This window comes from Pseudomonas sp., from assembly GCF_050739655.1.
Taxonomy (GTDB): Bacteria; Pseudomonadota; Gammaproteobacteria; order Pseudomonadales; family Pseudomonadaceae; genus Aquipseudomonas.
Genome location: NZ_JBOIBY010000345.1, coordinates 1 through 25904, shown reverse-complemented (window position 1 = coordinate 25904; position 25904 = coordinate 1). Strand labels below are relative to the sequence as shown.

20 protein-coding genes are annotated in these 25904 nt (G+C 56.9%); 14 read left to right on the top strand and 6 right to left on the bottom strand.

Annotation, left to right across the window (positions count from 1 at the left end):
- Nucleotides 1-154 precede the first annotated feature (154 nt).
- Nucleotides 155-1006 (top strand): flagellar motor stator protein MotA, encoded by an 852-nt coding sequence (gene motA, locus ACRESJ_RS16600; protein WP_431758865.1) that lies wholly within the window; start codon nucleotides 155-157, stop codon nucleotides 1004-1006.
- Between the two features lie 2 nt (nucleotides 1007-1008).
- Nucleotides 1009-2037, top strand: a complete 1029-nt coding sequence (gene motB, locus ACRESJ_RS16595) for a flagellar motor protein MotB (RefSeq protein ID WP_431758864.1) — start codon at nucleotides 1009-1011, stop codon at nucleotides 2035-2037.
- 109 nt (nucleotides 2038-2146) lie between these two features.
- Here motB and dinD read toward each other — a convergent pair whose 3' ends face one another.
- From dinD to rsgA, 5 genes are all read right to left on the bottom strand, one after another.
- Nucleotides 2147-3013, bottom strand: a complete 867-nt coding sequence (dinD, locus tag ACRESJ_RS16590; protein ID WP_431758863.1) for a DNA damage-inducible protein D — start codon at nucleotides 3011-3013, stop codon at nucleotides 2147-2149.
- 354 nt (nucleotides 3014-3367) lie between these two features.
- A complete protein-coding gene (locus ACRESJ_RS16585) occupies nucleotides 3368-3859 on the bottom strand; it encodes a toll/interleukin-1 receptor domain-containing protein (protein WP_431758862.1) in 492 nt (163 codons plus the stop codon).
- On the bottom strand, nucleotides 3859-4818 hold the full coding sequence (locus tag ACRESJ_RS16580) for a caspase family protein (protein WP_431758861.1): 960 nt from the start codon (nucleotides 4816-4818) through the stop codon (nucleotides 3859-3861). Before ACRESJ_RS16580 ends, ACRESJ_RS16585 begins: the two co-directional genes overlap by 1 nt.
- A gap of 2 nt (nucleotides 4819-4820) precedes the next feature.
- The gene (locus ACRESJ_RS16575; RefSeq protein WP_431758860.1) at nucleotides 4821-5228 is read right to left on the bottom strand and encodes a TIR domain-containing protein; all 408 of its coding nucleotides are present in this window, start codon (nucleotides 5226-5228) and stop codon (nucleotides 4821-4823) included.
- Between the two features lie 211 nt (nucleotides 5229-5439).
- Nucleotides 5440-6471 (bottom strand): small ribosomal subunit biogenesis GTPase RsgA, encoded by a 1032-nt coding sequence (gene rsgA / locus ACRESJ_RS16570; RefSeq protein WP_431758859.1) that lies wholly within the window; start codon nucleotides 6469-6471, stop codon nucleotides 5440-5442.
- A 107-nt stretch (nucleotides 6472-6578) separates the two neighbouring features.
- On the opposite strand from rsgA, the gene orn reads away from it, so the two are divergent.
- The 5 genes from orn (at nucleotide 6579) to ACRESJ_RS16545 (ending at nucleotide 18008) form a co-directional block, all read left to right on the top strand.
- A complete protein-coding gene (gene orn, locus ACRESJ_RS16565; protein WP_431758858.1) occupies nucleotides 6579-7121 on the top strand; it encodes an oligoribonuclease in 543 nt (180 codons plus the stop codon).
- A gap of 72 nt (nucleotides 7122-7193) precedes the next feature.
- The gene (locus ACRESJ_RS16560) at nucleotides 7194-7805 is read left to right on the top strand and encodes a trimeric intracellular cation channel family protein (RefSeq protein ID WP_431758857.1); all 612 of its coding nucleotides are present in this window, start codon (nucleotides 7194-7196) and stop codon (nucleotides 7803-7805) included.
- Between the two features lie 108 nt (nucleotides 7806-7913).
- Nucleotides 7914-11894: a dermonecrotic toxin domain-containing protein gene (locus tag ACRESJ_RS16555; protein ID WP_431758856.1), complete on the top strand. Its 3981-nt coding sequence runs from the start codon at nucleotides 7914-7916 to the stop codon at nucleotides 11892-11894.
- Between the two features lie 237 nt (nucleotides 11895-12131).
- Nucleotides 12132-13166 (top strand): hypothetical protein, encoded by a 1035-nt coding sequence (locus ACRESJ_RS16550; RefSeq protein WP_431758855.1) that lies wholly within the window; start codon nucleotides 12132-12134, stop codon nucleotides 13164-13166.
- A 99-nt stretch (nucleotides 13167-13265) separates the two neighbouring features.
- Nucleotides 13266-18008 carry an RHS repeat domain-containing protein gene (locus ACRESJ_RS16545; protein ID WP_431758854.1) on the top strand — a complete coding sequence of 1581 codons (4743 nt, stop codon included), beginning with the start codon at nucleotides 13266-13268 and terminating at the stop codon, nucleotides 18006-18008.
- A 34-nt stretch (nucleotides 18009-18042) separates the two neighbouring features.
- Here the strand turns inward: ACRESJ_RS16545 and queG are convergent, their stop codons facing one another.
- A complete protein-coding gene (queG, locus tag ACRESJ_RS16540; protein ID WP_431758853.1) occupies nucleotides 18043-19113 on the bottom strand; it encodes a tRNA epoxyqueuosine(34) reductase QueG in 1071 nt (356 codons plus the stop codon).
- Between the two features lie 63 nt (nucleotides 19114-19176).
- Here queG and ACRESJ_RS16535 point away from each other — a divergent pair, with 63 nt between their 5' ends.
- From ACRESJ_RS16535 to ACRESJ_RS16505, 7 genes are all read left to right on the top strand, one after another.
- Nucleotides 19177-20676, top strand: a complete 1500-nt coding sequence (locus ACRESJ_RS16535) for an NAD(P)H-hydrate dehydratase (RefSeq protein WP_431758852.1) — start codon at nucleotides 19177-19179, stop codon at nucleotides 20674-20676.
- The gene (gene tsaE / locus ACRESJ_RS16530) at nucleotides 20664-21134 is read left to right on the top strand and encodes a tRNA (adenosine(37)-N6)-threonylcarbamoyltransferase complex ATPase subunit type 1 TsaE (protein WP_431758851.1); all 471 of its coding nucleotides are present in this window, start codon (nucleotides 20664-20666) and stop codon (nucleotides 21132-21134) included. Before ACRESJ_RS16535 ends, tsaE begins: the two co-directional genes overlap by 13 nt.
- Nucleotides 21135-21182: 48 nt before the next feature.
- Complete coding sequence (locus tag ACRESJ_RS16525) at nucleotides 21183-22565, top strand: N-acetylmuramoyl-L-alanine amidase (RefSeq protein ID WP_431758877.1); 1383 nt, start codon at nucleotides 21183-21185, stop codon at nucleotides 22563-22565.
- Entirely contained in the window at nucleotides 22562-24472 is a 1911-nt protein-coding gene (gene mutL / locus ACRESJ_RS16520; RefSeq protein ID WP_431758850.1) for a DNA mismatch repair endonuclease MutL, read from the top strand. Before ACRESJ_RS16525 ends, mutL begins: the two co-directional genes overlap by 4 nt.
- Nucleotides 24472-25443 (top strand): tRNA (adenosine(37)-N6)-dimethylallyltransferase MiaA, encoded by a 972-nt coding sequence (gene miaA / locus ACRESJ_RS16515; RefSeq protein ID WP_431758876.1) that lies wholly within the window; start codon nucleotides 24472-24474, stop codon nucleotides 25441-25443. Before mutL ends, miaA begins: the two co-directional genes overlap by 1 nt.
- A 93-nt stretch (nucleotides 25444-25536) precedes the next feature.
- Nucleotides 25537-25797, top strand: a complete 261-nt coding sequence (hfq, locus tag ACRESJ_RS16510; RefSeq protein WP_339448568.1) for an RNA chaperone Hfq — start codon at nucleotides 25537-25539, stop codon at nucleotides 25795-25797.
- 12 nt (nucleotides 25798-25809) lie between these two features.
- A partial coding sequence (locus tag ACRESJ_RS16505) for a hypothetical protein (RefSeq protein ID WP_431758875.1) occupies nucleotides 25810-25904 on the top strand: 95 nt, incomplete at its 3' end.

The following is a 25904-nucleotide window of genomic DNA, read 5'->3' as shown; positions in this document are numbered from 1 at the left end:
TCATCATCTGCATTACCGGAGCCCGAAGTGGGTCAAATTGGCTTTTCGCCTGAACTGCCTTTAGTCTGGCGCAGTTTTGCCGATAAGTAGAAGAAGAGATTTATTAACTTCCGAATATGACCTTGAACCCGACTCAGTAAGTGCTCTCCTACCTATGGCTAAAATAATCGGCATCATCGTCGTGTTCGCGAGCGTGCTCGGCGGATACGTGCTCTCCCACGGCAAAATTGCAGCCCTGATCCAGCCCTTCGAGGTGATGATCATCGGCGGTGCGGCCCTCGGTGCATTCCTGCAGGCCAACCCCGGCTACATGACCAAGCACGTGCTCAAAAAGTCATTGAGCATGTTCGGTTCGCGTTTCACTCATGCCTTCTATCTTGAAGTGCTGGGCCTGATCTACGAGATCCTCAACAAGAGCCGTCGCGAAGGCATGATGGCCATCGAAGGCGACATCGAAGATGCCGCCGCGAGCCCAATCTTCGCCAAATACCCGACGGTCCTCAAGGACGAGCGCATGACCGCGTTCGTTTGTGATTACCTGCGCATCATGTCCTCCGGCAACATGGCGCCCCACGAGCTCGAAGGCCTGTTCGACATGGAGCTGTACAGCCTCAAGGAAGACCTTGAGCATCCATCCCATGCAGTGAACGGCATTGCCGACGGCATGCCCGGCTTCGGTATCGTCGCGGCGGTACTGGGTATCGTGGTGACCATGGCGTCCCTGGGCGAGGGCGACCAGGCATCCATCGGTCTGCACGTGGGTGCGGCGCTGGTCGGTACCTTCTTCGGTATTCTCGCCGCCTACGGTTTCTTCGGTCCGTTGGCCCATTCCCTGGCCCACGATGCCAAGGAAGAGCTCAACACTTACGAAGCCATCAAGGCCTCGCTGGTGGCTTCGGCTTCCGGCATGCCGCCATCGCTGGCCGTGGAGTTCGGGCGCAAGGTTCTGTACCCGGCGCACCGTCCTAGCTTCTCCGAGCTGGAACAAGCGGTTCGCGGTCGATAAAAATGGAGAATAATCAGCCGATAATCGTCAAGCGCGTCAAGCGCATCGCCGGCGGGCATCACGGGGGCGCCTGGAAAATCGCCTTCGCCGACTTCGCCACGGCGATGATGGCGTTCTTCCTGGTGTTGTGGCTGCTGTCCACGGCAACGCCGGAACAGAAGATCGCGATCGCTGGCTACTTCAAGGACCCGATCGGCTTTTCCGAAAGCGGTACGCCGTACATCATCGACCTCGGTGGCACGCCGACCCTGGCGCCGGAAAACACCCTCAACCCCGAGGTGAAATCCCAGCCACAACCCGACAAGGTCACCGTCGACGCCGAACAGGTCGAAGGCATGGCCGAAATGGTCGAGAAGGAGCGCCTCGAACTGCTGCTGCAGGAACTGCAGAACAAGGTCGAAGAAAACCCGCAACTTCAGAAATTCAAAGACCAGATCATGTTCGAGATCACCCCGGACGGCTTGCGTATCCAGATCGTGGATGCCGAAAACCGCCCGATGTTCGATTCCGGCAGTGCGCGTCTGAAACCGTATTTCGAAGACATCCTGCTGGCCATGGCCGACACCATCAAGGCGGTGCCGAACAAGGTCAGCATCAGCGGCCACACCGATGCCAAGCCGTACGTTGGTAACGGTGATTTCGGTAACTGGGAGTTGTCGGCCAACCGGGCCAACGCCGCTCGCCGTGCACTGGTCGCGGGCAGCTATCCGGATGGGCAGGTGGCACGGGTGGTCGGTTATGCCTCGTCAGCCCTGTTCGACCGCGAGCATCCGTTCAACCCGGTCAACCGCCGTATCGACATCGTGGTGCTGACCAAGAAAGCCCAGCGTGCGATCGAAGGTTCGCAAGGTGCCGAGCCGGCTCCTGATGCACCGCAAGGGTCGGCCGCTCCGGGAGCCGCGCCGGCTGCACCGGTCGATCCGAACGCACTGCCCGCGGACAAGGAGCCGCTGCCGGCCCACGAGCTTCGTGAGCGTTTGAACCTGTTCGATGATCCAGCACCGAAAACGGGTGAGCCGCGCAAGCAGTGATTTACAAAAAAAGCCGACAGTGATGTCGGCTTTTTCGTAGGGCATGATCAAGCAATCGACACCCGAGGGAATCATTTCACGATTGCCAGTTCAGTTAGCCTGATAAAACTTAATCATTAGTTGAATCATCCGCAGGAAGCTTGATCGCTTGCTTTGCAAGATTTTTCTCTTCGGATTTGACGCGACGTTCAAGCTTTCTTATGTCCTCTTCAGCAGGAAGTTCCTCGGGCTTGATACCCCTCTGCCCCAACATATCTCGGACACTCAAATTATTCTGGACATGTTCCTTGGCAATGGCCGGCTCGCCCTGCAAGTCCACCTGTAGCACGTTGTGATTAGTTATTTCATTAGCCAGGTTTTTGGCAGCGATAGTTAGCGTCGGTAAAAAATCAGCCAACGGACGGCTCTTAACGATGCCATACCTGTCCTTCATTGCCTGCGTGGTCTTGCCGCCGAACAATGCTGCATCCCCTCGAGAGCGAATTCGGGCAAATCCTTCATCATCTACACCACGTTCGTAGATGTTCTGTGATAGTTCCTTCTCCGACTCACGCAAACGATCTCGAGCATCGAAGCGGGCCTGCAAACGCATTCGGTCTTCGATCAACTCCTGCTTGCGCGTTTGCAACGCGAAGTAGCTCTGAGCAAAAGCGATCGCTTGTTTCCGCGGGTCACCATTTTGGGCAATCAAGTAGCAGGCATAACGCGTGAGCATGAAATCTTCGACAGGACGCTTAGCACCTTTGCCCACCTCGATCATTTTCGTAACGTCACGAAAATGATCGGAAGCCTCAACTCCTGTAGCTTCACAGGAGGTAACGGCACGCCTGACGGCGGTCAAAAAATTATCCCAGCGTGCGTAACCCAAGGGGACTTGCAGCTCGCGAGCGAACCAGAACTCGATATCTTCTTCGGGCACGCGATGTACCAGTGCATCGAAACGCTGTTGAAGCAATGGTACTGATTGATTGTCCATGGCAAATTCCGGGGCAGTCAGAGGGTGCCGATTTCGAAAGCTTCGCGACAGTAAATATCTGTCTGATAGTGAAGGGCAGATTTCCGAAGTAGCAAAAAGCGCCACGATATTACAGGCGCTTGCGCATCATCTGTTGCGACCGACTAAGGTCGACCACCGATTCGTCGACGGCAGGCGAACTCTACCGAGGCGCCAAGCAAAGTAAAACCCCGCTTGGGGGTCTCAGATCCGTCCTACGCAATTCTCGGAGCAAGCCTCATTCTTTGAGTTTTCTCACAATGCAGCAAATCTAAATACATTGTTAGAAGCACAAAATAGCCGACAGTGATGTCGGCTTTTTTGTACTCGCTGTTTTTAGAATCCTCGATAAATTCTGGACTTGAGATCTGTGTGGAACCGATCGGCATTGGTCCTGTTCGTGGCACGTGTCGACTCGCTGCCAGACACGGATTCCAGAGACATCGAACGCTTGAGCGTCAATTCGTTGCGATAGGCATCGATAAAGAACTCTATGTCCCGGTCGCTGGTCAGTTTCGGCCATTTGTCGAGGTACAGCGGCAGTTCTGCCGGGCCAGTCTTGAATGAGCAGATGCGCCGGTTGGTGATGGTCGCTTCGCCGATTTCGAACGGCACCCACCAGGACGACGCGGTTTTGTCCGAAACCACCGCCAGCAGGTGCGTACATTCGCTGATGTTACGGGTGATCACGCCGGTGATGTCGTCGGTGGTCTGGGATTCGGCGTCCAGCACGTCCAGGTACGTTTTAATGTTGGCCTGCATCAGGCGTGTATTGATGTGGACCGCATGGGCGCGATCCATGTGGCGATAGCTGATAAACACTGGCATCAGAAATGTCCCTTGATTGCGAGTTCGCGGTAATAGGCGCCGAGGGCGGTGAGGCGGCAACCGGTGGAGTGGAGGGCGGCGTAGTACATGTGTTCGGCGTCCACCGGCTCGATCAGGCTGTGGCGATTGCACTTTTGCAGTTGGGAGAAGATTTCACCGTGTTCCGGATTGAATGCAGATTCCGTGGGTTCAAAGCTGGGGTCGAGGGCGAAAACAGATTCCGCTTCGGCAAACCAGTCGGGCAGTTTTCGCAGAATTTCCTTGGGGATCAGCGGCGACACTTCGCGCAGGGAAATGAACTGGGACACGTTGGTCTTGAACACCGGGCGCTGTTCCCAAGCGTCGAGGGCGTTGTCGACAAATGAATAGAGGCTGCCGGGAGTGATTTTTCCCAGGATGTTCGCCGCACCGCCGTGCAAGGCTTGCAGCAGCAGCCCGGTGAACACGCCGTGTTGCCCGCCCTCCATGGCCGGTTCTTCCTTTTTGCAGGCGGTCAGAATCGTCATGCCTTCGCCCACCACGCTGCCTTCGCTGCGCAAGGCGCGCACTTCGCCGGCAGAGCCGCTCTGGCAGCAGTCGAGAATGATCACTTTGTTCTTGATTCTGGTGGCTTTGGACGCCCAGTTGAGAATGTCGCTGAGGCGAATGCCGTCTTTGGCGCTCTTGTAGTCCTGCGGGATCAACATGCCTTCGTCGGTGTCGGCATCGAAGCTGCCATGGCCGGCGAAATACAGCAGCGCGACATTGCAGTCGCCGGAAAACAGCTCGCGGATCTGATCTTCGAGTTTTTCTCGGCTCAGATAGTCCTCGGCGGAGGTCAGCACGATGTTCTTGAAGTTCGGATCACCGTTGGCGTCGGTCTTGAGCACTGAAGCCATGGCCATGGCGTCATTACTGCAACCGCTCAAGCGCGAGACGTGGGTGTAGTCGTTGATACCGATAAACAGTCCCTTGCGCATGGTTATACCGCCGTTTGCGAGCGAATCGCGCTGACGATGCTTTTAGTGTTCCAGGCGCATTCGGCATGGGCCGCGTTACGCACTACGGCAGAAATCCGCTCGGCGCCAAAAGGTTTGATTGCGATGATCACCTTGCCCATGCGCTTGGCGATCTCGATTTCCTTGTTGATCCACTTGCTATAGGTGGAATACATGCCAGCCATGATCAGCACGGCCGAACACGGACGGATTTTGTTTTCGAGGGCCTCGATCAGTTGTTTGTCGGTTCTGGCGCCGACAATCGGATTGTGCGGTGGCACCGAATAATTTTTGTAGGTGAAGTCTGGTTGCGCGTTGAGCAAGCGCACGAGATTGTCGTGGGCCAGAGGGTAGGTCCACGAATGGCTGATGAACAAATGGTAGGTTTGCATGGGTATCCCTCGGTGTCGCTGGAGTGCGAAGAGGGTTTGAACTTAGGCCACTGGCTGGCAGCTACAAGGGGTGGGAAACTAAAGAGAAATGCCCTACAAATGCGAGCGCAGTCGCCTTACGGAAAGGTCTGACGTTTAGGTCGGCGGGAGAGGGCGCAGCAGAACCAGCAACCCACTGCCCCGCTTGAGTCGGGACAGTGGGCGTGACTGTTTAATAGCCGTTTTCCGGCAAGCTGGCGATGATCGAGCGGTAGCTGTTCATCCGTTGCTGCTGCACGCGGCCATCTTCCAGAGCCTTGAGCAGGGCGCAACCGGGTTCGCGGTCGTGCTTGCAGTCGCGGAAGCGGCAGGTGCCGAGCAAGTCGTCGAACTCGATGAAACCGGCCTCGACATCGGCGCGGCTAACGTGGCCCAGACCGAATTCGCGGATGCCCGGGGAGTCGATTAGTTCACCGCCGCCGGGGAAGTGGAACAGGCGCGCAGTGGTGGTGGTGTGAGTGCCTTGGCCGGACAGCTCCGACAACGGGCCAACTCGGGTTTCGACGTCCGGCAGCAAGCTGTTGACCAGCGACGACTTGCCGACGCCGGACTGGCCGACGAACACACTGATGCGTCCGTCCAACTGCTTCTGCAGTTGTTCCATGCCGTTGCCGTGATGGGCCGAGACTTCGAGTACCGGATAGCCGAGCGTGCGGTAAACCGCGAGCAAGGCGTTCAGTGCCGGGGCGTTGTGCTCATCGATCAGGTCAAACTTGTTGAGCAACAGCAATGGCTTGATGCCGGCGTGTTCGGCGGCCACGAGGTAGCGGTCGATCAGGTTGGCATGGGGCTCGGGCAGCGGTGCGAAGACGATGACGATCATGTCGACGTTGGCGGCAACCGGCTTGAGCTGACCTCGGCTGTCGGGGCGGCACAGTTCAGTGTTGCGCGGCAGTTGCGCCACGATCACGCCGATCCCCTGGTTGCCGGCACGCCAGACAACCTGGTCGCCGGTTACCAGCGCCGGCAGGTTGGCCCGCAGGTGACAACGGAATACCTGGCCGGCCAGCTCGCCATCACGGGCCTCGACTTCGACCTGTACACCGAAGTGCGCGATTACCAGGCCGTGTTGTTCCGGGCCTAGGTCGCCGCCCTCAAGTGCTTCGACAGCCGAGGACTCGCGTTTGGCGGCGCGGGCAGCGCGCTCGCCCTGAATCTTTTCGATGCGCCAGTTTTGACGACGATTGAGTTGGCGTTTGGCCATGGGTGTTCCGTATCAAGAATGCAGCGATTAGGTAAAACGGCCGCGAGTTTAGCACGCCCTGCCACCTGCCTAGGCTAAACTGCGCAGCATTGCCTAGGAGCCGACAAATGCAAAATTCGCAGAACCTGATCTGGATCGACCTGGAAATGACCGGTTTGAACCCGGACACCGACGTCATCATCGAAATGGCCACCATCGTCACTGACAGCGACCTGAACACTTTGGCCGAAGGTCCGGTGATCGCGATCCACCACAGTGACGAAATTCTTGCCGGCATGGACGAGTGGAACACCCGCACCCACGGCAACTCGGGCCTGACCCAACGCGTACGCGAAAGCCGCATCAGCATGGCCGAAGCCGAAGCCGAAACGATCGCGTTCCTGGAAAAGTGGGTGCCCAAGGGCAAGTCGCCGATCTGCGGCAACAGCATCTGCCAGGACCGCCGCTTCCTTTATACCCATATGAAATCCCTGGAAAGCTATTTCCACTACCGCAACCTCGACGTCTCCACGCTAAAAGAGCTGGCCGCGCGCTGGGCGCCGGACGTGCGTGACAGCTTCAAGAAGGGCAGCACCCATTTGGCCCTGGACGACATTCGCGAATCGATCGCCGAGCTGCAGCATTACCGCAAGCATTTCATCAAGGCCTGATCTACACCACGATCCTTTTGTGTCCGTGGTGAAGTGAGTAGACTGCGCGCCTTTTTCGCAAGGACCGCCACCATGTTGCTGATGCTCTACCTGATCGCAATCACCGCCGAAGCCATGACCGGCGCCCTGTCTGCGGGCCGGCGGGGCATGGACTGGTTCGGTGTGGTACTGATCGCGTGCGTCACGGCGTTGGGCGGCGGTTCGGTGCGCGATGTGCTGCTGGGGCACTACCCGCTGACCTGGGTCAAGCACCCTGAATACCTGATACTGACGACTATCGCGGCCATGATCACCGTGTTCACGGCGCGCTGGATGCGTCATCTGCGCTCGCTGTTTCTGGTGCTCGATGCCGTCGGCCTGGTGGCGTTCACCCTGATCGGCTGCATGACCGCCCTGGAAATGGGCCATGGCATGTTGGTTGCGTCGGTCAGCGGTGTGATCACGGGCGTGTTCGGCGGCATCCTGCGGGATATCTTCTGCAACGACATTCCGTTGATTTTCCGTCGCGAACTTTATGCCAGCGTGTCGTTCGCTGCGTCGTGGTGTTACATGCTCTGTGTCTATTTGCAATTACCCGGTGAGCAATCGATTTTAATAACATTGTTCGGTGGTTTTTTGCTGCGTTTGCTGGCGATCCGTTTTCATTGGGAAATGCCGAAATTTGTCTATAGCGACGAACAATGACCGCATGTCTTGCACGAACTGCAACGTTCTGTGTGGTAATTACATAACACCTTGGAAACTGTCGGGTTCTATAGGCTGAAATTTCATTTCGGGCTATAGGATTTCCATATGCATGATGCACGTCACCAACAGTTCATTGAAGAACGAATTCCTGACTGGTTGACGCAGGCTTCACCGCACCGGCGTCAGGCATTACGACATACGAAGGTCGCTATCCCTGACTGGTACAGGGCCGCATCGGTGGCATCACACACTGCGCTGGCTCAGGCCGTCAAAGCCAGATGGCAGTCGCAGGCCAAACTCGACCGAGTGTTCGAGTCGCTTGCCGATATCCGCCAGTTTGCCGAGCCCTTATTGCGAAAAGCGCTGAAAGATCGTTTTGGCGTTGAACTGGATGTTATCAACACGTGCCTGCAGCTCTATTTGCCGGAAGGCATCGTGCGGGGGTATCGAGTCAAGAACCTGTCGTTGCTGGATGCTGCTCTGCACAACTTCGAGAACAAAGAGTCGCAAGCAAACTATTTTGATGCGGCATCCTGTTTTATCAGCCAGCCAGATAGTCTCGGTCAATTCAATATATTGCCAGTTAATGAGCTGATCAGCATTCCTGCATTTGCGTCCATGTGTCGTGAACTTGATATTGGTGGCCAGTACTATCGACAACTGGAGGAGGTGTTATTAGCCCGCGATGCGGCAGCCAAAGCCATGCTGGCGTATCGCGTTAAAACCAATCAAAAGGATGCATTCAAGGCATCCGTGTTATTGGCAGGTATGAAAGGAGATATCGGCGCAGATTCACAGGCCATGCTGTTGCAGATTGCTGATGGTGTGCGCAGCTCGACCCTGCACTGTCATCAGTTGCAGATCATGGCAGCCAGGCTGACCGGGATCGTAGTGCTGGCCGGTGATGTGGAAAACTCGACCAGAGTCGAGCCACTGCTGGTGTACATACCCGATGATCCGCAGCACCCGATCAAGGAATATTCATCGACACTGGCCTTCCGGTCGACATTGATAGAGCAGCTGCGCTCGACGGACTATCAAACCTTCTTTTCGCGGTTTATCGACCATGAGCAACGCGGGGCATTTTTTGCCGGGCTCGACCAGTATCTGAATGTTGTCACTTTTCACCCCCCGCAACCCGGTGACTCGCTACCCCCTTGGCGTGCTACGCGAGTGGATAACCCCACGCTGCGATTTACTATGCACAGGGTCGGGAATGATCCGTGGCAATGGTTGTATCAGGAGTCGCTTAACAAAATCCTCAATGACGCCCGAACCATTGCCGTGTCCACGGCGGACGTGGATCGTCAATCGCGCTGGGCGCTGTGGGACAGTCTGGAACGTGTGGCGTTTATTGTTTTGCAGGTTGCAACCCTGGTGGCGATGCCCTTCGTGCCGTTTCTGGGTGAGTTGATGCTGGCTTACACCGCCTATCAACTGCTGGACGATACCTTTACCGGCATTCTCGACTGGGCCGAAGGGCAAGTGACCGAGGCCGCCGGACACCTGCTGTCCGTCGCCGAAAACCTGATCCAGGTTGGCGCCTTGGGGGCCGCCGGTGCTGTGGCTGGAAAAGTTCTCACTATCAAACCTTCGGCATTTGTCGAAGGACTCAAGCCGGTGGTGCTGGACGATGGCCGGGCGCGCCTGTGGAATCCGGACCTGAAACCCTACGAACAAATCCCGGCGGTCTCAGTTGGGAGTGAGCTGGACGACCTGGGGTTGCTTCATCGGGAAGGCCAAAAGCTTCTGACGCTTGAAGGGCGCACGTATGAGGTGGCCGAAGGGGCTGAATCCGGCGTCTTTCACGTTCGCCATCCTCGGCAGCCAAACGCCTACCGACCACGGCTGACCCATAACGGAGAAGGGGCCTGGGCTCATGAAGTCGAGCGGCCGATGGAGTGGCAAGGCGCACAACTGTTCCGGCGCCTGGGGCAGTCGGTGGCGGATTTTTCCGATGCAACGGCGCAACGAATTCTCGCCGTCAGTGGTGTTGACGAGGCCATGCTGAGGCATCTGCATGTTCATGCCGGGCGCCCACCAGCCTTGCTTGGCGATACGATCCGGCGATTCAGGCTCGATGAGCGTATTCGCGCGTTCCGTCAGTACGTGGGCAGTAGCGATCCGTTGCTGTACGCCAAGGCTGACGTGCGCTTGCAGTTGCATTTGTTGAAGGCGCAACAGGTGGTTTTATCTGAAGCCTCGCTGCTTGACGGCAACGTGATTCAAACCGTTGTGACAACACTGGAAGAAGGTGCGCTGAAAAAACTCCTGGGCCTGAGTTCAGCATTTGGCGATTCGCTCCCTTCACTCTCGCGTCGTGCCTCATTGCTGCGCAACCGGATGGAACAATGGGCGCTGATGCATCGCGAAGAACTGTTCGAAGTGCTTGAGGAGGCGTTCGAGTCTGAGGCGGATATTCCCGCACAACAGATGCGACGGGTTTTCCCGCAATTACCGCGTACGGTCGCGCAAGAGCTGTGGCGAGAGGCTGGTGCAGCTGAGCGCCTGCATTTGCAAAACAGGAACGGCATGCCCCGACGGATGGCGGATGAAGCACTATTTTATCTGCGCGAGGTGCGCATCAATCGCGCTTATGAAGGGGTCTATCTGGAGGCGATGTCCAGCACAGATAGCGAGATGGTGATCCTGCATACGCTGGAAACGCTGGACGGTTGGTCGGCACGTGTTCGAATCGAGGTGCGTGACGCTCATTTTGACGGTGCTCTGCTTGACAGTATCGGCCACAGCGATGCATCGATTCGCAAAGTACTGGTAAGGAAGGGGAAACAGTATGAGACCTTTGATGAGCATGGTGAGCAACTTCATGGGCTCGATGATCTATACGGTGCCGTCCAACATGCGCTGCCGCGCGCTCAGCGCGAAGCCCTTGGTCTGTCTGACGTCTGGCAGGGTAGCGAACTGGAGCAGGCTGTCCGGCAACAGCCATTGTTGCCGAGATCCACGCTAAGGATGATGTTCAACCAGCCGCCACTTGAACCCGATTTGCGTTCACCCATGGGGCTAGCGGTCGGTCGTGCCGGCTATTTATTGGGTGGAGGGGACGGAATACCTTCAGCGCCAGGCACCGTTGAACAGCGCTTTAAGCGCCTTTTCCCCACGCTGGCCGAGGATGAGTTGGAGGCACTGCGCAATGAACGATTAGGCGCAAATCCGTTACCTGCACTGATCAGCCTGGAGAATGAGTATCTAGCCCTGGTCAATGAGCTGGAGTTGTGGGGCGCCGACGTACCAGCCCGCCATCCGCAGACTGACTTGCCATTGAGCTCTGAAGAATCTGCAGCTCAACGCCGCAACAGAGCCGCATTTATTGAGGTGGTGAAGGCCTGTTGGGGGCGCCGTCTGACACCGGAGAACCGCTTCGATGTTGGCAGGTTCTTTTCCAAAGTGGACGTCCTCGGTGATCTGCCCGATGTATCGGCGGACTTCAGCCATGTGTCCGAGTTTTTGCTAATCAATAGTAGTGCGGATCTCAGAGCGGCCAGTTTTCTTAAAAATTTCCAGGGTCTTGAGTCTTTGACAATGAGAGGGGTTCGTCTGGAAGGCTTTCCGGTAGAAGTTTTCCAGATGCGATCACTCACCGGTCTTTCGCTCGAAAACTGCGACCTTCGCCTGACTGAGGCCACGGCGGAGGGCATTGCGCATATGGACAGCCTTGAAGAACTTGACCTGGACAATAATCCGTTGGGCATCAGTCCAACAGTTGTTCACATGAAGCAACTGGAGCGGCTTCAGTTAAAGGCAACAGGGTTGAGCGAAGTACCTTTTGGGCTATTTGCGCTGGAGAAACTGACGTTTGTTGATTTGGCATTCAATGAAATTGTCGACATACCTGACGAGCTGTTCGATGTGCCGGATACACGTAACGCCAATTACAATTTTTCTGATAACCCACTGAGTGACGCGAGTAGGCAGCGTGTTTCCAACTATTACAACAATGCAAGTCTGGATAAGCGGGTTTTGATTCAGGTAGGCGAAGATCCGGTAGAGGGAGCCGACGAGGAGGAAGCCGAAAGTGACTCAGAATCAGATGAGAGTGGCGTGGAAAGTGGAGGTGATGAGTGAGCGGCAGTGTACGGTATGTTGGGTCCGGCTAGTTATATTTAAAGTTTGAGTGTTAAGGCTTATTGAATTGAAGTGGGAAACAGGCTGTTAATCTTGTAAGTGGCCGTAATATATTTTTCTTGTTATTTGTGTGGGTGATCAGTTTTCAATTGGGTGGCTAGTGATTGGCTAGTTGCCTGATTGCAATCTCCCCTGCGGCCGGAAGGTTGCAGCTACAGACAATAAGGAAAATAAGTTATGAGCGATTTGACAGGTTTTATTGGTTCGGCTGCATCTGATGAAAGTGAGCCGCAGCCAAAGGCAGGCGGTAGAATTCATAAGGTAACCAAACTTGATATAAGATTTGAAGTTCCTGGTGTCGATTCAAAAAGAATATATGCAAACGGCAGGATGCAGGCGCGTGTGTGGGTATTGGTAGAGGCACAGGATGAGGATGGTAATCCAGTCAAGTTACCCTATTTCCCTGATTTGATGTCGGCAAGGTTGATTCAATATCACAACGGAAAACCATTAGAGACTAATGTGTATTTAGGTAAGCCTCTTGCCGGTTGGAATTCCAGCACTACGGAGAATAGATATTCCCACGCTATGCCAGGTGGGCTGCCGTTTGGTCCGGTATCCGAACCGCTCTCTGCAGCGCAGAATGAGCCGTTGGTGTTTTGGGTCTCTGCCTCTGAAGTGGCACAGGCGCAGATTGCAGTAGAGGTGACGTTGCAAGGGAAAGTCTACAGAAGCAACAATACGACTAATCCGGACGGCAGAAAAATAAATAAGAGCATAATTATACAGGCCGAGAAAAAGGTAACTTATGGGGTTGAACAGTTTCGTTGGAGTCTAGAGGAGACTAAAGTTGGCTCTGCGACGGATACTTTGTTCTTGTATCATTTGGGTCTTTATCCAGGTGCAACCCAGATTAAACTGCTTTCCTGGGAAAGCGCAAAATATAATGAGCTTAATAGATATCCAATAGATTTTTATCGGGCAGTGCCCAGGAGTGCTGCCTGGGCAATCAAGTATCTTGCAGGTGTTTTCCCTTCTTCTGCCCATAACAGCATTCGAGTCAATATGCCAGGTGGTCAGTACGACATAAAGGTTCATCATCGTTCGGGAGAGCTCTCGCTTGTTAAGGGGGTCGCGAATCGTTCCGCGGGTTTCATTGGGGAGCGTAGAGACTTGTTCCCTTTTACCGTTATTGATGAGTATGGGAATGATCATAATCTGTCAATTAGCGTGGATGAGCACAATCTGAAATTTGCTTTGCAAAGAGGTTGATGCTCATTCTGGTTTCAGCGTCTGGATTTTTCTCGGAAAGGCAGTGCGCTGATGCCATTTATTAATTGGGGTTGTCGTTCGTTCTGAAAGGGGATATCAGTGGTGGTAAATAATTCGCAGGGTATTTATTCAAATGTTTTTAATTTTTCCGATTTCATTTCGGGTGGGGTTGATCCGCGTACCGGGATTTATACATGTAACCTGACATTAGGTGAGATCGCGTCGGGGGGGATGAATGGACCAAGTTTTCCTATTAATTTGTATTTCAATCCGCTCAATGGCTCTGATCAGGGTTTTGGGGCAGGGTGGTCACTTGCACTGACCCGCTTTGACGTATCCACAGAGATGTTAACGCTATCCAGCGGTGAAAGGTATAAGGCCACTGTGTCCGCTACAAGCCTGGCTTTCAACGAGCTGAAGCTGGAAACCATTAAAGCCAGTCGACCTTCACCTACTCGCTATGACATCGTGCATAAAAGCGGTTTGCGTGAAGAGCTGCAAATTTATGGATCAAGCGAAGTAGCAGTGCCAAAGCGAATCGTGGCGGCTAATGGCACAAACATTACCTTAAACTACAGCGCTATCAACGATCAGCCGATGCTCGAGGATGTGAACGACGGTCAGCGGACTTTATTGAGTGTTTCACGCACGCCGGGAGCTGTAGTCTTAACTACCTATCCAAAGACTTCCTGCGAAGCGAAGTTTGTTCTGAGGCTTATAAACGACAGGGTAGTTTCCATTGATTTGTCTACGGGTGAATCCTGGAAGCTGACGTATGAGGTTTTTAACGGTCACAGTTGTCTGACGCAAGTCGATTCACCGTTGGGAGCGCGTGAGTTCATCGGTTATCAGGAAGAGGGGCATCGCTTTCCTCGCAGCGCTCCCCTGCGATCCATTCCATTCGTTAATTCGCATACGGTATTCCCCAGGCATGGCCAGCCGGCCACAACCAAAAACTATGAATATTCTGATGAGAATTTTCTGGGGTTTAACGCTGAGGGCATCAAGTGGTCAGATGAGGGCGATAATTTGTATCAAGCCGAGGGCGACTATTTTTATACGTCAACCGAAAATTTGATGCTGGAAGATAAAGTCCACAGCTCCACGGTACGTACATACAATAAATATCATTTGCAGGTGTCCCATGAGACAGTCTGCAAGAAGAGGGTGACCTCACAATTAATTGAGTACCACTTGGACCCGCACAAGGATTTCGCTGAGCAACCGGCGCAGTTTCGATTGCCAAAAATCCAGACTTTACGCTACGAAAATCGTGAGACGAGGCTGTCACGGGATGAAGTACTGCGTACCGAGTTTGACGCTTTCGGCAATCTGCTTAAGCAGGTCGATTCGAGCGGCGTGACGACGGTCTCCGAGTTCTACCCGGCAGCGGGGGGCGAGGGTTGTCCGGCGGATCCATTGGGGTTCGTGCGATTCGAAAAGCAGCGAACGGTGTTCCCGGCAGCAGGTTTGGCCGAGGCTGCGACGACTTTCACTCGTTATCATTACCAGCTGCAGCGTGGGCTGAATGGCGCAACGGTGCAAAGCATTGTTCCTGTGAGGGAACAACTTTTTGAGCGCATCCAGAGTAACGAGACCTTACGCTCACAGACGGATCTGGTTTATATCGAGCGCACCGACGATCCACTCCTTCACGGGCTGTTGCAAAAGCAGACAGTGACCTGCAATGGCAGGTCGACCGAGTCCGGATTTCAGTACACCCACAGCGGCACCAACCGTACAGTGCATGAAACGCTGACAGGGTTTGACGGCACCCGAGCTACGGTAACCAGGACCTATTCGGCACTCAATGGGCTCAAATTATCCGAGCAGAGTGAAGATCAGGGAACGGTTGTCTTCGAGTACGACGCGCTTGGGCGGTTGATGAGTGAAACCGTCGCGCCTGATACGGTGTTCGCCGCCCGCCGCAGCAACCGTTATCAACTGGCTAATGGCAGTGTTACCCCGGCAACGATGCACAGCACTGACGTCAACGGTCAGCAGCGGCGAATTACCTATGACGGCCTGGGTCGCATGATACGGCTGGAGGAACAGGACACCGATTACCAGGCTGACGGGCCTTTGCGTACAGTTTATTTGGCGCAGTACAACGCAGTTGGGCAGCTCGTCGAAGAAACCAGGACTGATTGGTTACAGGGTGCTCCCTTGGTGCTTAAGACCGGTTTTGTCTTCGATGGGTGGGGGCGGGTAAAAACCACGCTGCATGCCGATGGACGCCAAGAGCGCGTCGAATTTGATCCTGTGACCCTGCGTAAAACCGCCTGGCAGGAAGGTATGGGCAAAACCGTCACGGTCTACACGGGTTTCGGCAAGCCCGAAAGTATCGAAGTGTTCGATCTCCAGGACAGGAGCCTGGGCAAGACCCTTTATGAATATGACGGCCTCGGGCGAGGCGTCAGTCAGACTGACCCATCCGGTAACAAGACGCTCCACCAATACGACGTGTTCGATCGCCTCCAGCGAAGTGTTCTGCCAGATGGCCAGGCGGTGGAAACCGTGTACTCGCCCCATAGCCATGATCAATTACCCGTCGAAGTGAAAATCGCGGGACGCAGCCTCGGGCAACAGACTTTCGATGGGCTCGGACGTCTGATCCAGAGCAAGGTCGGTGGGCGGGTCACTACTGCAGGGTTCGAGGGCGGTTTCAGCAAGGCTGCCTGGGAGCAGGCGCCGGGAGGTGAAAGGGTTGAGTACGATTATGAACGCGAGCTCAATGGGCGGGTGACGCAACGCAAAGCCAGCGGTTTGCTCGCCAGTTACACCTATCATCCCAAGCTCGGTCTGCCAGCCCGGTGTACCGAACAAGGGCGCGAGAGCCGCTTCGAATACTATCCATCCGGGCGGCTCAAGCGTGAAATCTCAACCCTGGGCGCCGGTCAGGAGAAAACGCTCTACATCTATTCTCTGGGCGGCCGCCCATTGACCTGCATGGATGTGCTCGGTAACCGGCACACGACCACTTACGATGAATATGGCCGCCCCAAGTCGTTTGAACACAGCGCTCTAAAAGCCGTGTTTGCCTACAACATGCTCGGCCAGTTGGAGACGGTCCACGCGCAGGACGCGAAGGGTGCGCGTTCGTTGATGACCCATTTGGTGTACGACGATCTGGGGCGAGAGGTATCGCGCAGTTTCGAGGTCGATGGCTCGGGAGCCCACACCCTGACCTCCAGTTACACTTCAGCCGGCAAACTGGCGCAAAAGTCATTGAAAAGCGGCGATGAAGTTTTGCGTGACGAGCGCTTCAGCTATGACCAGCGTGGTCGTTTGAGTCAGTACAACTGCAGGGGTACACACCGGCCGCTGGATCCGCATGGCAAAGAGATCATCACGCAAACCTACGTGTTTGATGCGATGGACAACCTCGTCACGCTGGAAACCGAATTTCCCGGCGGTAAAAACCTTGCCTCTTACAATTACAGTGCCAGTGACCCTACGCAGTTGGTAGGTATTCGGCATAGTCACAAGGACTACCCGGCTCCGGTGCTCTTGGAGTACGACGCCAACGGGCAATTAATCAAGGACGAGCAGGCTCGCAGGCTGACTTACGATGCGCTTGGCCGCCTGACTCAAGTGGCCAGTGCCTTGGGAATGGTGACGCGCGGTTATCACTATGATGCCCAGGATCGATTGGTCGAATTGTCGCAGTCTGTCGGTCCGGCCACCCAGCGCTACTACCGCGAGGGACGGGTAATCAACGAGGTGTGTAGCCAGGACAAGCGCACCTGCATGCGCAACGCCGATATTGTATTAGGGCAGACCCTGCAGGGCCGGGGCGGCGGAACCGGCCTACTGGGCACCGATCAGCAAGGCAGTGTGTTGACGCAAGTGACGGGCACGCAACGACAGGACTTCGCCTACAGTCCCTATGGGCATCGTCCCGTTGAGGGTGGGTTGTTCAGCGTTCTGGGTTTCAGTGGGGAGCAACTCGACCCGTTAACGGGCTTGTATCTGCTGGGCAATGGGTACCGCGCCTATAGCCCTTCGCTGATGCGTTTTCTCAGTCCTGACAGCATGAGCCCATTCGGTGCAGGAGGGCTGAACCCTTACGCTTATTGCGCTGGCGACCCGATCAATCGGGTCGATCCCACCGGGCATTTCTGGAAGGCCTTGCTGGGAATCGCCCTGTCGATTGCCGGTGTTGCCTTGAGCGTCATAACGATGGCGGCGGCGACGCCACTGGCGGTTATTGGCCTGACGCTGGCGGCGTCGTCTGCAACGCTGGGAGTTGCGGGCATCATTGTCGATGAAGTGGCGCCGGGATCGGGTGTTGGAGAAATTCTCGGATGGGCGAGCCTGGCTACCGGCGTACTGTCGGCGGGCGCGGGGTTGGGAGCCCTTGGCAAAAGCGCTGTTCAATGGGGGAATAAACTCGCCAATGCCTTTAAGCCAGGCTTGAGCGGAGGCTCCAAGGAGGCAGGGAGGGCCATGGCCAGTGGCATGAGCGGAGGAAGCATGAGGGCGGGGTCATCAGTTGTAAAAGGCAAAGGTGCGAAAGCCGCAGCCAAGGCAGCAAAGGCCGGTCAAAAAGCGGATGACGCCCCGAGGAAGTGGACCCTCCAAGAGCCAAAGCCCAGGAACATAAAGTCGGACTTGAGCCAAAGCTCAATGGAGCAATACGAGGTATTCAAAGACAGCATTGCCACTGAGGGACTCTCGCCGGTGGAAGCATCCAAGAGAATGGGGGACCCCAAGTACACGCTGCTTGAGAAAAAACTGAACCGATTTGAAGTACGGATAGGGGCAAAGGACCGGGTAACCTTTTTGGTCGATAACACCGGTTTCAGTGTTGAAATACTGCAAGTTGGTGGTCATACCTGAATTTCACAGATACCTCCCCTTGGGGACGGCTGACTCAACTCAGGCGATCGGCGTGCTGCTTCAGCGCCCACTCGACATGTTCCCTGACAATCTCCGACGGATACTCCCGCCGCGCCTTCAACGCTTCCAGCACCGGAATCGTTGAAGGCGCATTGCCCAGGCCCACCGCCAGGTTGCGCAGCCAGTTTTCATATCCCGTGCGCCGCAAAGGCGAGCCTTCGGTACTGCTCAAGAATTTGTCCTCGTCCCACATGAACAGCACGGCCAGTTCCGCATTATCCAGATTGTGCCGTGGCTTGAAGTCGCTTTCGCCGGACGGCCGGGCGAAGCGGTTCCATGGGCAAACGATCTGACAGTCATCACAGCCGAACACGCGGTTGCCGATCAACGGTCGCAGTTCTTCGGGAATCGCGCCTTTGAGCTCGATGGTCAGGTAAGAAATGCAGCGTCGGGCGTCCAGAACGTACGGGCCGACGAAGGCATTGGTCGGGCAGATGTCAAGGCACGCGCTGCAACGGCCGCAATGTTCAGTGGCGTGGGGCGGGTCGACGGGCAGAGGCAAATCGACGAACAGCTCGGCAAGAAAGAAGTAACTACCGGCCTTGCGATTCAACACCAGGGTATTTTTGCCGATCCATCCGAGGCCGGCCTGCTCGGCGATGGCTTTTTCCAGGACCGGTGCGCTGTCGACAAAAGCGCGGAACCCAAATGGCCCGATGTGCGCCTGAATCTTGTCCGCCAGCTGTTGCACGCGTTTGCGGATCAATTTGTGGTAATCGCGGCCCAAGGCATATCGCGAAACGTAGGCTTTTTCCGGTTGGGCCAGCATTTGCGCCATTTTGGAATCGCCGGCCAGGTAGTCCATGCGCAGCGAAACCACGCGCAGCGTGCCGGGTACCAGCTCCTCCGGGTGCGAGCGCTTGCTGCCATGGGCGCCCATGTAGTCCATTTCGCCGTGATAGCCGGCTTCAAGCCAGCGCTCCAGATGTTGCTCATGCTCGCCCAGGTCGAGGCCGCTGATGCCGACTTGCTGAAAGCCCAGCTCGCGACCCCAGTCCTTGATGGATTGGGCGAGGGCGGGGAGGTCTGTGGTAATTGCGGGCATGAGGCGAGAGAAACCGGAGCTGAGGTGCGTATAATTCTGCCAGACATCGGAGCCCGAAGACGCATGCCGCACACTAAAGATGAATTACCCGACGCGCTGTACAGCGCCGCGCAGGTACGAGCGCTCGATGCGAGCCTGATCGCGGCGGGCACTCCGGGCTTCGAACTGATGCAGCGCGCGGCGCGGGCGACATGGCGTGCGCTGGTCCGCCAGTGGCCGACGGCAAACGAATTGACGATCGCCACCGGTCACGGCAATAACGCCGGCGACGGTTATCTGGTAGCTGTGTTGGCCCGACGCGCCGGATGGAAGGTGCGGGTGTTGGCGGTGGGGGATCCGCAGCGTTTGCAGGGGGATGCGGCACTGGCGTACGCCGAAGCGCTGTCTGAAAAAGTCTCGATCGAGTCCTGGATGGCTCAGTCCCAATGGCGTGGCATCGTGCTGGACGCCTTGCTCGGCACTGGCTTGATTGGCGAAGTGCGCGAGCCGTACGTCAGCGCTATCACCGCCATCAATGGGAGCGGGTTGCCGGTTGTGGCGGTGGATATCCCGTCAGGCTTGTGCGCCGATACGGGGCGAGTGCTCGGTCATGCTGTACGTGCCGACCTGACGGTGACGTTCATCGGTATGAAGTTGGGGTTGTTCACGGGCGATGCAGCGGATGGGGTGGGTGAGCTGGTTTTCAATGATTTGCACGCCGATCCGCTGCTCCTTGAGGCGGCGCCGACCAGTGCCCTGCGCCTGACGGCTGGCAATCTGCCGCGATTGGCTTCACGGGCTCCCACTTCCCATAAAGGCAAATTTGGACACGTGCTGCTGATTGGAGGCGATCGCGGTTTGGGTGGTGCGATCCTGCTGAGCGCGCAAAGTGCACTGCGCAGCGGTGCGGGCATGGTCTCGGTGGCCACCCGTAGCGAACATGTGCCTGCTGCTCTGGCGAGAATCCCCGAGGCGATGGTGCTGGGTACCTCATCAGCCAATCAGTTGATGGAGTTGCTGGAAAAGGTTTCCGTATTGGTGGTCGGACCTGGCCTGGGTCAAGCGGCCTGGGGGCGTGGTCTTTTGTCGGTAGCCGCCAGCGCGTCGCTGCCGCAAGTCTGGGACGCCGATGCGCTGAACCTGCTGGCGCAGGAGCATGTGAAATTGCCCAAGGATTGCGTGATCACACCGCATCCTGGCGAAGCGGCACGATTGCTGGGAGTCAGCACCGCGCAGGTTCAGGCCGATCGACCTGCGGCGGCACATGCCTTGAGCAAAAAATATACAGCAGTGGTCGTGCTCAAGGGTGCCGGAAGTTTGATCGCTTGTCCCGACGGACGGCTGGCTGTGTGTCATCAAGGCCATCCGGCGATGGCCACTGCCGGCCTGGGCGATGTGTTGGCCGGTTTGATTGGCGCGTTGTTGGCCCAGGGTATGGCAGCGTTCGATGCGGCCTGTCTCGGGGTATGGCTGCACGCCAACGCCGGTGAGCAACAAGGTAAATTCGGCCGTGGGCTGGCGGCCAGTGATCTGATACCAGCCATTCGTCAGTTGTTGGAGGAGCAAACACCGTGTCTGAAGTAACCCTGTACCTGGCTGATGAGCAGGCCATGAGCGACTTTGGCGCACGCATCGCCCGTATCACCGGGGGGCATGGCCTGATCTTCCTTGAAGGGAATCTCGGGATGGGTAAAACCACGCTGTCACGAGGCATCATCCGCGGCCTGGGCCATGCCGGGGCGGTGAAGAGTCCGACCTTTACGTTGGTCGAACCCTACGAAATCGGTGGCGTTCGCGCCTTCCATTTTGACTTGTACCGTTTGGTCGATCCGGAAGAGTTGGAATTCCTGGGCATCCGCGACTACTTCGAAGACGACGCTCTGTGCCTCATCGAGTGGCCCGATAAAGGTGCAGGCTTTTTGCCAAAGCCCGACCTGACCATTACCATTAGCCCGCAAGACAGCGGACGTTCGCTGAAAATTTTATCCCAGGGGTCGCGTGGCGATTCCTGGTGTGCCGATTTGGCATTGGAATCCATATAGATGATGGGGTTAGGTATGCGCTTTCGCGCGTTGGTTGCTGCCGTAGGAATGTTGTTTTTGGCGGTAACCGTCGACGCTGTGGCCGAAACGAAGGTCAACAGTGTTCGCCTGTGGCGGGCGCCGGACAACACGCGACTTGTGTTTGACCTGACCGGTCCGGTGCAGCACAGCGTCTTTACCCTGGCAGCCCCGGATCGCCTGGTCATCGACATCAATGGCGCGTCCCTCGGTGCGCCGTTGAACGTCAACACCGCGAACACCCCGATCACCGCCATGCGCTCAGCTCAGCGCACGCCGACCGATCTGCGGGTGGTCATCGACCTGAAAAAGGCTGTCACGCCGAAAAGCTTTTCTCTGGCCCCCAACGCCCAGTATGGCAACCGACTGGTGGTCGACCTGTTCGATAACCCCGCCGATGCCGCGCCGCCTCCAACGCCGACGCCGTCGGTCGCCACGGTGCCGGCCGTACCGGTCACCCCTGCCGAGCCCGCAATCAAGTTGCCACCAGCACCCGCTGGCAAGCGCGACATCATTGTTGTGATCGATGCCGGTCACGGTGGTGAAGACCCGGGCGCTTCCGGCTCTCGTGGTCAACGCGAAAAAGACGTGGTGTTGCAGATTGCCCGCGAAACCCAACGTCAGGTCAACGGCATGAAAGGCTTCCGTGCTGAACTGACCCGTACCGGCGACTACTTCATTCCACTGCGTGGCCGTACTGAAATCGCGCGCAAGAAGGGTGCCGACCTGTTTGTTTCGATTCACGCCGACGCCGCGCCTTCGGCCGCCGCTTTCGGTGCCTCGGTGTTTGCCTTGTCTGATCGTGGCGCCACCTCCGAGACCGCCCGTTGGTTGGCCGACAGCGAAAACCGCTCCGACCTGATCGGTGGCGCCGGCAACGTCAGTCTCGACGATAAGGACCGTATGCTGGCCGGCGTGCTGCTGGATCTGTCGATGACCGCATCCCTCACTTCCAGCCTGAACGTCGGCCAGAAAGTCTTGAGCAACATTGGTCGGGTCACGCCACTGCACAAGCAGCGGGTTGAGCAAGCCGGGTTCATGGTGTTGAAGTCGCCGGACATTCCGTCGATCCTGGTTGAAACCGGGTTCATCTCCAACGCCAACGAAGCGTCGAAACTGGCTGCTTCGAGCCACCAGCAGGCGCTGGCGCGCTCCATTAGCGGCGGCGTGCGCCAGTTCTTCCAGCAAAACCCGCCACCGGGCACCTACATCGCCTGGCTTCGTGATTCCGGAAAGATCGCTCAAGGTCCCCGTGACCACCGGGTGAGTCCGGGCGAAACCCTGGCGATGATCGCCGTACGCTACCAGGTGTCGCCAGCCGCTTTGCGCAGCGCCAACAACCTGGCGAGTGACGAACTCAAGATTGGTCAACACCTGACCATCCCGGGCACTGAACTGGCGGCCAAGGAATGAACCAGGTCGAGAAAAGCAGCGCTCGCATCGAGCTGCTCAGCCCGCGACTGGCGAACCAGATTGCCGCCGGTGAGGTGGTCGAACGTCCGGCGTCGGTGATCAAGGAACTGCTGGAAAACAGCCTCGATTCTGGCGCTAAACGCATCGATGTCGACGTCGAGCTGGGTGGCGTCAAGCTGCTGCGGGTGCGTGACGATGGCAGCGGCATCTCTGCCGATGACCTGCCGCTGGCCCTGGCCCGTCACGCCACCAGCAAAATCCGCAATCTGGAAGATCTCGAGCAGGTGATGAGCCTGGGCTTTCGTGGTGAGGCGCTGGCGTCGGTCAGCTCCGTGTCGCGCCTGACCCTGACCTCTCGCACCCGCGATGCCGATCAGGCCTGGCAGGTGGAAACCGAAGGCCGCGACATGGCCCCCCGCGTACAACCTGCGGCCCATCCGGTGGGCACGTCGGTCGAAGTGCGCGACCTGTTCTTCAATACCCCGGCGCGGCGCAAGTTTCTCAAGTCCGAAAAAACCGAATTCGATCACCTGCAAGAAGTCATCCGACGTCTGGCCTTGGCGCGTTTTGATGTCGCGTTCCACCTGCGGCACAACGGCAAGACCATCCTCAGCCTGCATGAGGCTCATGACGACGCAGCCCGTGCCCGGCGCGTGTCGGCAATCTGCGGTCCGGGTTTCCTGGAACAGGCACTGCCGATCGAAATCGAGCGCAATGGCTTGCACCTGTGGGGTTGGGTCGGGTTGCCGACCTTCAACCGTAGCCAGGCGGATTTGCAATATTTCTTCGTCAACGGCCGTGCCGTGCGCGACAAGCTGGTGGCCCATGCGGTGCGCCAAGCCTATCGCGATGTCCTGTTCAATGGCCGTCATCCGACATTTGTGCTGTTTTTTGAGGTCGATCCAACCGGGGTCGACGTCAACGTGCACCCGACCAAGCACGAAGTGCGCTTCCGCGAGGGGCGCATGGTCCACGATTTCCTGTATGGCACCCTGCACCGGGCGTTAGGTGATGTTCGACCGGACGACCATCTGGCGGCACCGGTAGCGACGGCCATCGTGCGGCCCACAGGTCTTGAGGCGGGTGAATTCGGGCCCCAAGGTGAAATGCGTCTGGCAGCCAATGCGCTGCTGGAGCAGCCTCAGCCTCAACCTGCGTTCAATACACCTGCAAGTTCGGGCGCGGGTGGGGGTTATCAGTATCAATACACCCCACGTCCGCAGTCCGCTGTTCCGGCGGCTGAAGCGCAGGCGGCCTATCGCGAGTTTTTCGCGCCGCTGCCCGAAGCCAATGCGGTCGCGCTGCCTGCCGGGCAGGACGATATCCCGCCGCTCGGCTATGCGCTGGCACAGCTCAAGGGTATCTACATCCTTTCAGAAAATGCCCAGGGCCTGGTCCTGGTGGACATGCACGCGGCGCATGAGCGGATCATGTACGAGCGCCTGAAGGTCGCCATGGCCAGCGAGGGCTTGAGCGGCCAGCCGCTGCTGGTGCCTGAGTCTTTGGCGGTCAGTCAGCGCGAAGCCGATTGTGCGGAAGAGCATGTCGCCTGGTTCCAGCGTCTGGGCTTTGAATTGCAGCGTCTGGGCCCTGAAACCCTGGCGATTCGGCAAATTCCGGCACTGCTCAAGCAGGCCGAAGCCAACCGGTTGGTCGCCGATGTTCTGGCTGACCTGATGGAGTACGGCACCAGCGATCGCATTCAGGCGCACGTGAACGAGCTGCTCGGGACCATGGCTTGCCACGGCGCGGTTCGCGCGAATCGGCGTCTGGCCCTGCCGGAAATGAACGGTCTGCTGCGTGACATGGAAAATACCGAGCGCAGCGGTCAATGCAACCATGGCCGACCGACTTGGACCCAATTGGGTCTGGACGATCTGGACAAACTGTTTTTGCGCGGTCGTTGATGAGCCAGCTCCCTCCTGCGATTTTCCTGATGGGGCCGACAGCTGCCGGCAAGACCGACCTGGCCATCGAGCTCACCAAAGTCCTGCCTTGCGAGCTGATCAGCGTCGATTCGGCGTTGGTTTACCGTGGCATGGACATTGGCACCGCCAAGCCTTCCAAAGAACTGTTGGCGCAATATCCCCACCGACTGATCGATATTCTTGACCCGGCCGAAAGCTATTCAGCCGCTGATTTTCGCCGTGACGCCCTTGAGGCCATGGCCGATATCACCGCGCGGGGAAAAATTCCGCTGTTGGTAGGCGGCACGATGCTCTACTACAAGGCTTTGCTCGAAGGCCTGGCAGAAATGCCCGCAGCCGATCCCGAGGTCCGCGCGCAAATCGAAGAAGAGGCTGCGCGCCTTGGCTGGCAGGCCTTGCACGACCAGTTGGCGGCAATCGATCCGGTTTCCGCCGCGCGGATACATCCGAACGATCCACAGCGACTTAGTCGCGCGCTGGAAGTTTATCGCGTCAGTGGTCAAAGCATGACCGCACTTCGTTTGCAACAATCTGCGCAAAGTACTGAAGCAGCCGCGTCCGGACGGCAACAATTGCCCTATACTGTCGCGAACTTGGCTATTGCCCCGGCAAATCGCCAGGTACTGCACGAGCGAATTAAACAAAGATTCACTTTGATGTTGGAACAGGGATTCATTGACGAGGTCGTAGCCCTGCGTAAGCGAAGTGACCTGCATGCCGGGTTGCCGTCTATACGTGCAGTAGGCTACCGACAAGTCTGGGATTACCTGGATGGCAAGCTGACGTCAGCCGAGATGCAGGAGCGGGGGATTATTGCCACGCGCCAATTGGCAAAGCGCCAGTTTACCTGGTTGCGCAGTTGGGCTGATTTACACTGGCTGGACAGCCTGGATCGCGACAATCTGCCGCGCGCCTTGAAATACCTTGGGGCCATCTCCATATTGAGCTGAGTCCTTGCAATTGCCGTCTATCCTTGGGGGTGGGGCGGCCAAAGCCATCTGATTACCTATTTTTTATATTGAATCCTTAAAGGAGTGCGGCACATGTCAAAAGGGCATTCGCTACAAGACCCTTACTTGAATACTTTACGTAAAGAGAAAGTTGGGGTTTCCATCTACCTGGTCAACGGTATCAAACTGCAAGGCACGATCGAGTCATTCGACCAGTTCGTTATCCTGCTGAAAAACACCGTGAGCCAAATGGTTTACAAACACGCTATCTCTACAGTGGTGCCGGTTCGTCCAATTCGTCTGCCTAGCGCATCCGAATCCGAAGCAGGTGACGCTGAGCCAGGTAACGCCTGATAGGAGTCTCCTTTGTTCTTTGAGCGCCACGGTGGTGGTGAGCGAGTAATCCTCGTTCACTTGGATGGACAGGACCCTGAGGCGCGCGAAGATCCGCAGGAGTTTCA

Bases quoted from the DNA above. Each gene is read 5' to 3' on its own strand.
- motA (WP_431758865.1), top strand. From the start codon at position 155: ATGGCTAAAATAATCGGCATCATCGTCGTGTTCGCGAGCGTGCTCGGC.
- motB (WP_431758864.1), top strand. From the start codon at position 1,009: ATGGAGAATAATCAGCCGATAATCGTCAAGCGCGTCAAGCGCATCGCC.
- dinD (WP_431758863.1), bottom strand. From the start codon at position 3,013: ATGGACAATCAATCAGTACCATTGCTTCAACAGCGTTTCGATGCACTG.
- ACRESJ_RS16585 (WP_431758862.1), bottom strand. From the start codon at position 3,859: ATGCCAGTGTTTATCAGCTATCGCCACATGGATCGCGCCCATGCGGTC.
- ACRESJ_RS16580 (WP_431758861.1), bottom strand. From the start codon at position 4,818: ATGCGCAAGGGACTGTTTATCGGTATCAACGACTACACCCACGTCTCG.
- ACRESJ_RS16575 (WP_431758860.1), bottom strand. From the start codon at position 5,228: ATGCAAACCTACCATTTGTTCATCAGCCATTCGTGGACCTACCCTCTG.
- rsgA (WP_431758859.1), bottom strand. From the start codon at position 6,471: ATGGCCAAACGCCAACTCAATCGTCGTCAAAACTGGCGCATCGAAAAG.
- orn (WP_431758858.1), top strand. From the start codon at position 6,579: ATGCAAAATTCGCAGAACCTGATCTGGATCGACCTGGAAATGACCGGT.
- ACRESJ_RS16560 (WP_431758857.1), top strand. From the start codon at position 7,194: ATGTTGCTGATGCTCTACCTGATCGCAATCACCGCCGAAGCCATGACC.
- ACRESJ_RS16555 (WP_431758856.1), top strand. From the start codon at position 7,914: ATGCATGATGCACGTCACCAACAGTTCATTGAAGAACGAATTCCTGAC.
- ACRESJ_RS16550 (WP_431758855.1), top strand. From the start codon at position 12,132: ATGAGCGATTTGACAGGTTTTATTGGTTCGGCTGCATCTGATGAAAGT.
- queG (WP_431758853.1), bottom strand. From the start codon at position 19,113: ATGCCCGCAATTACCACAGACCTCCCCGCCCTCGCCCAATCCATCAAG.
- ACRESJ_RS16535 (WP_431758852.1), top strand. From the start codon at position 19,177: ATGCCGCACACTAAAGATGAATTACCCGACGCGCTGTACAGCGCCGCG.
- ACRESJ_RS16525 (WP_431758877.1), top strand. From the start codon at position 21,183: ATGTTGTTTTTGGCGGTAACCGTCGACGCTGTGGCCGAAACGAAGGTC.
- mutL (WP_431758850.1), top strand. From the start codon at position 22,562: ATGAACCAGGTCGAGAAAAGCAGCGCTCGCATCGAGCTGCTCAGCCCG.
- miaA (WP_431758876.1), top strand. From the start codon at position 24,472: ATGAGCCAGCTCCCTCCTGCGATTTTCCTGATGGGGCCGACAGCTGCC.
- hfq (WP_339448568.1), top strand. From the start codon at position 25,537: ATGTCAAAAGGGCATTCGCTACAAGACCCTTACTTGAATACTTTACGT.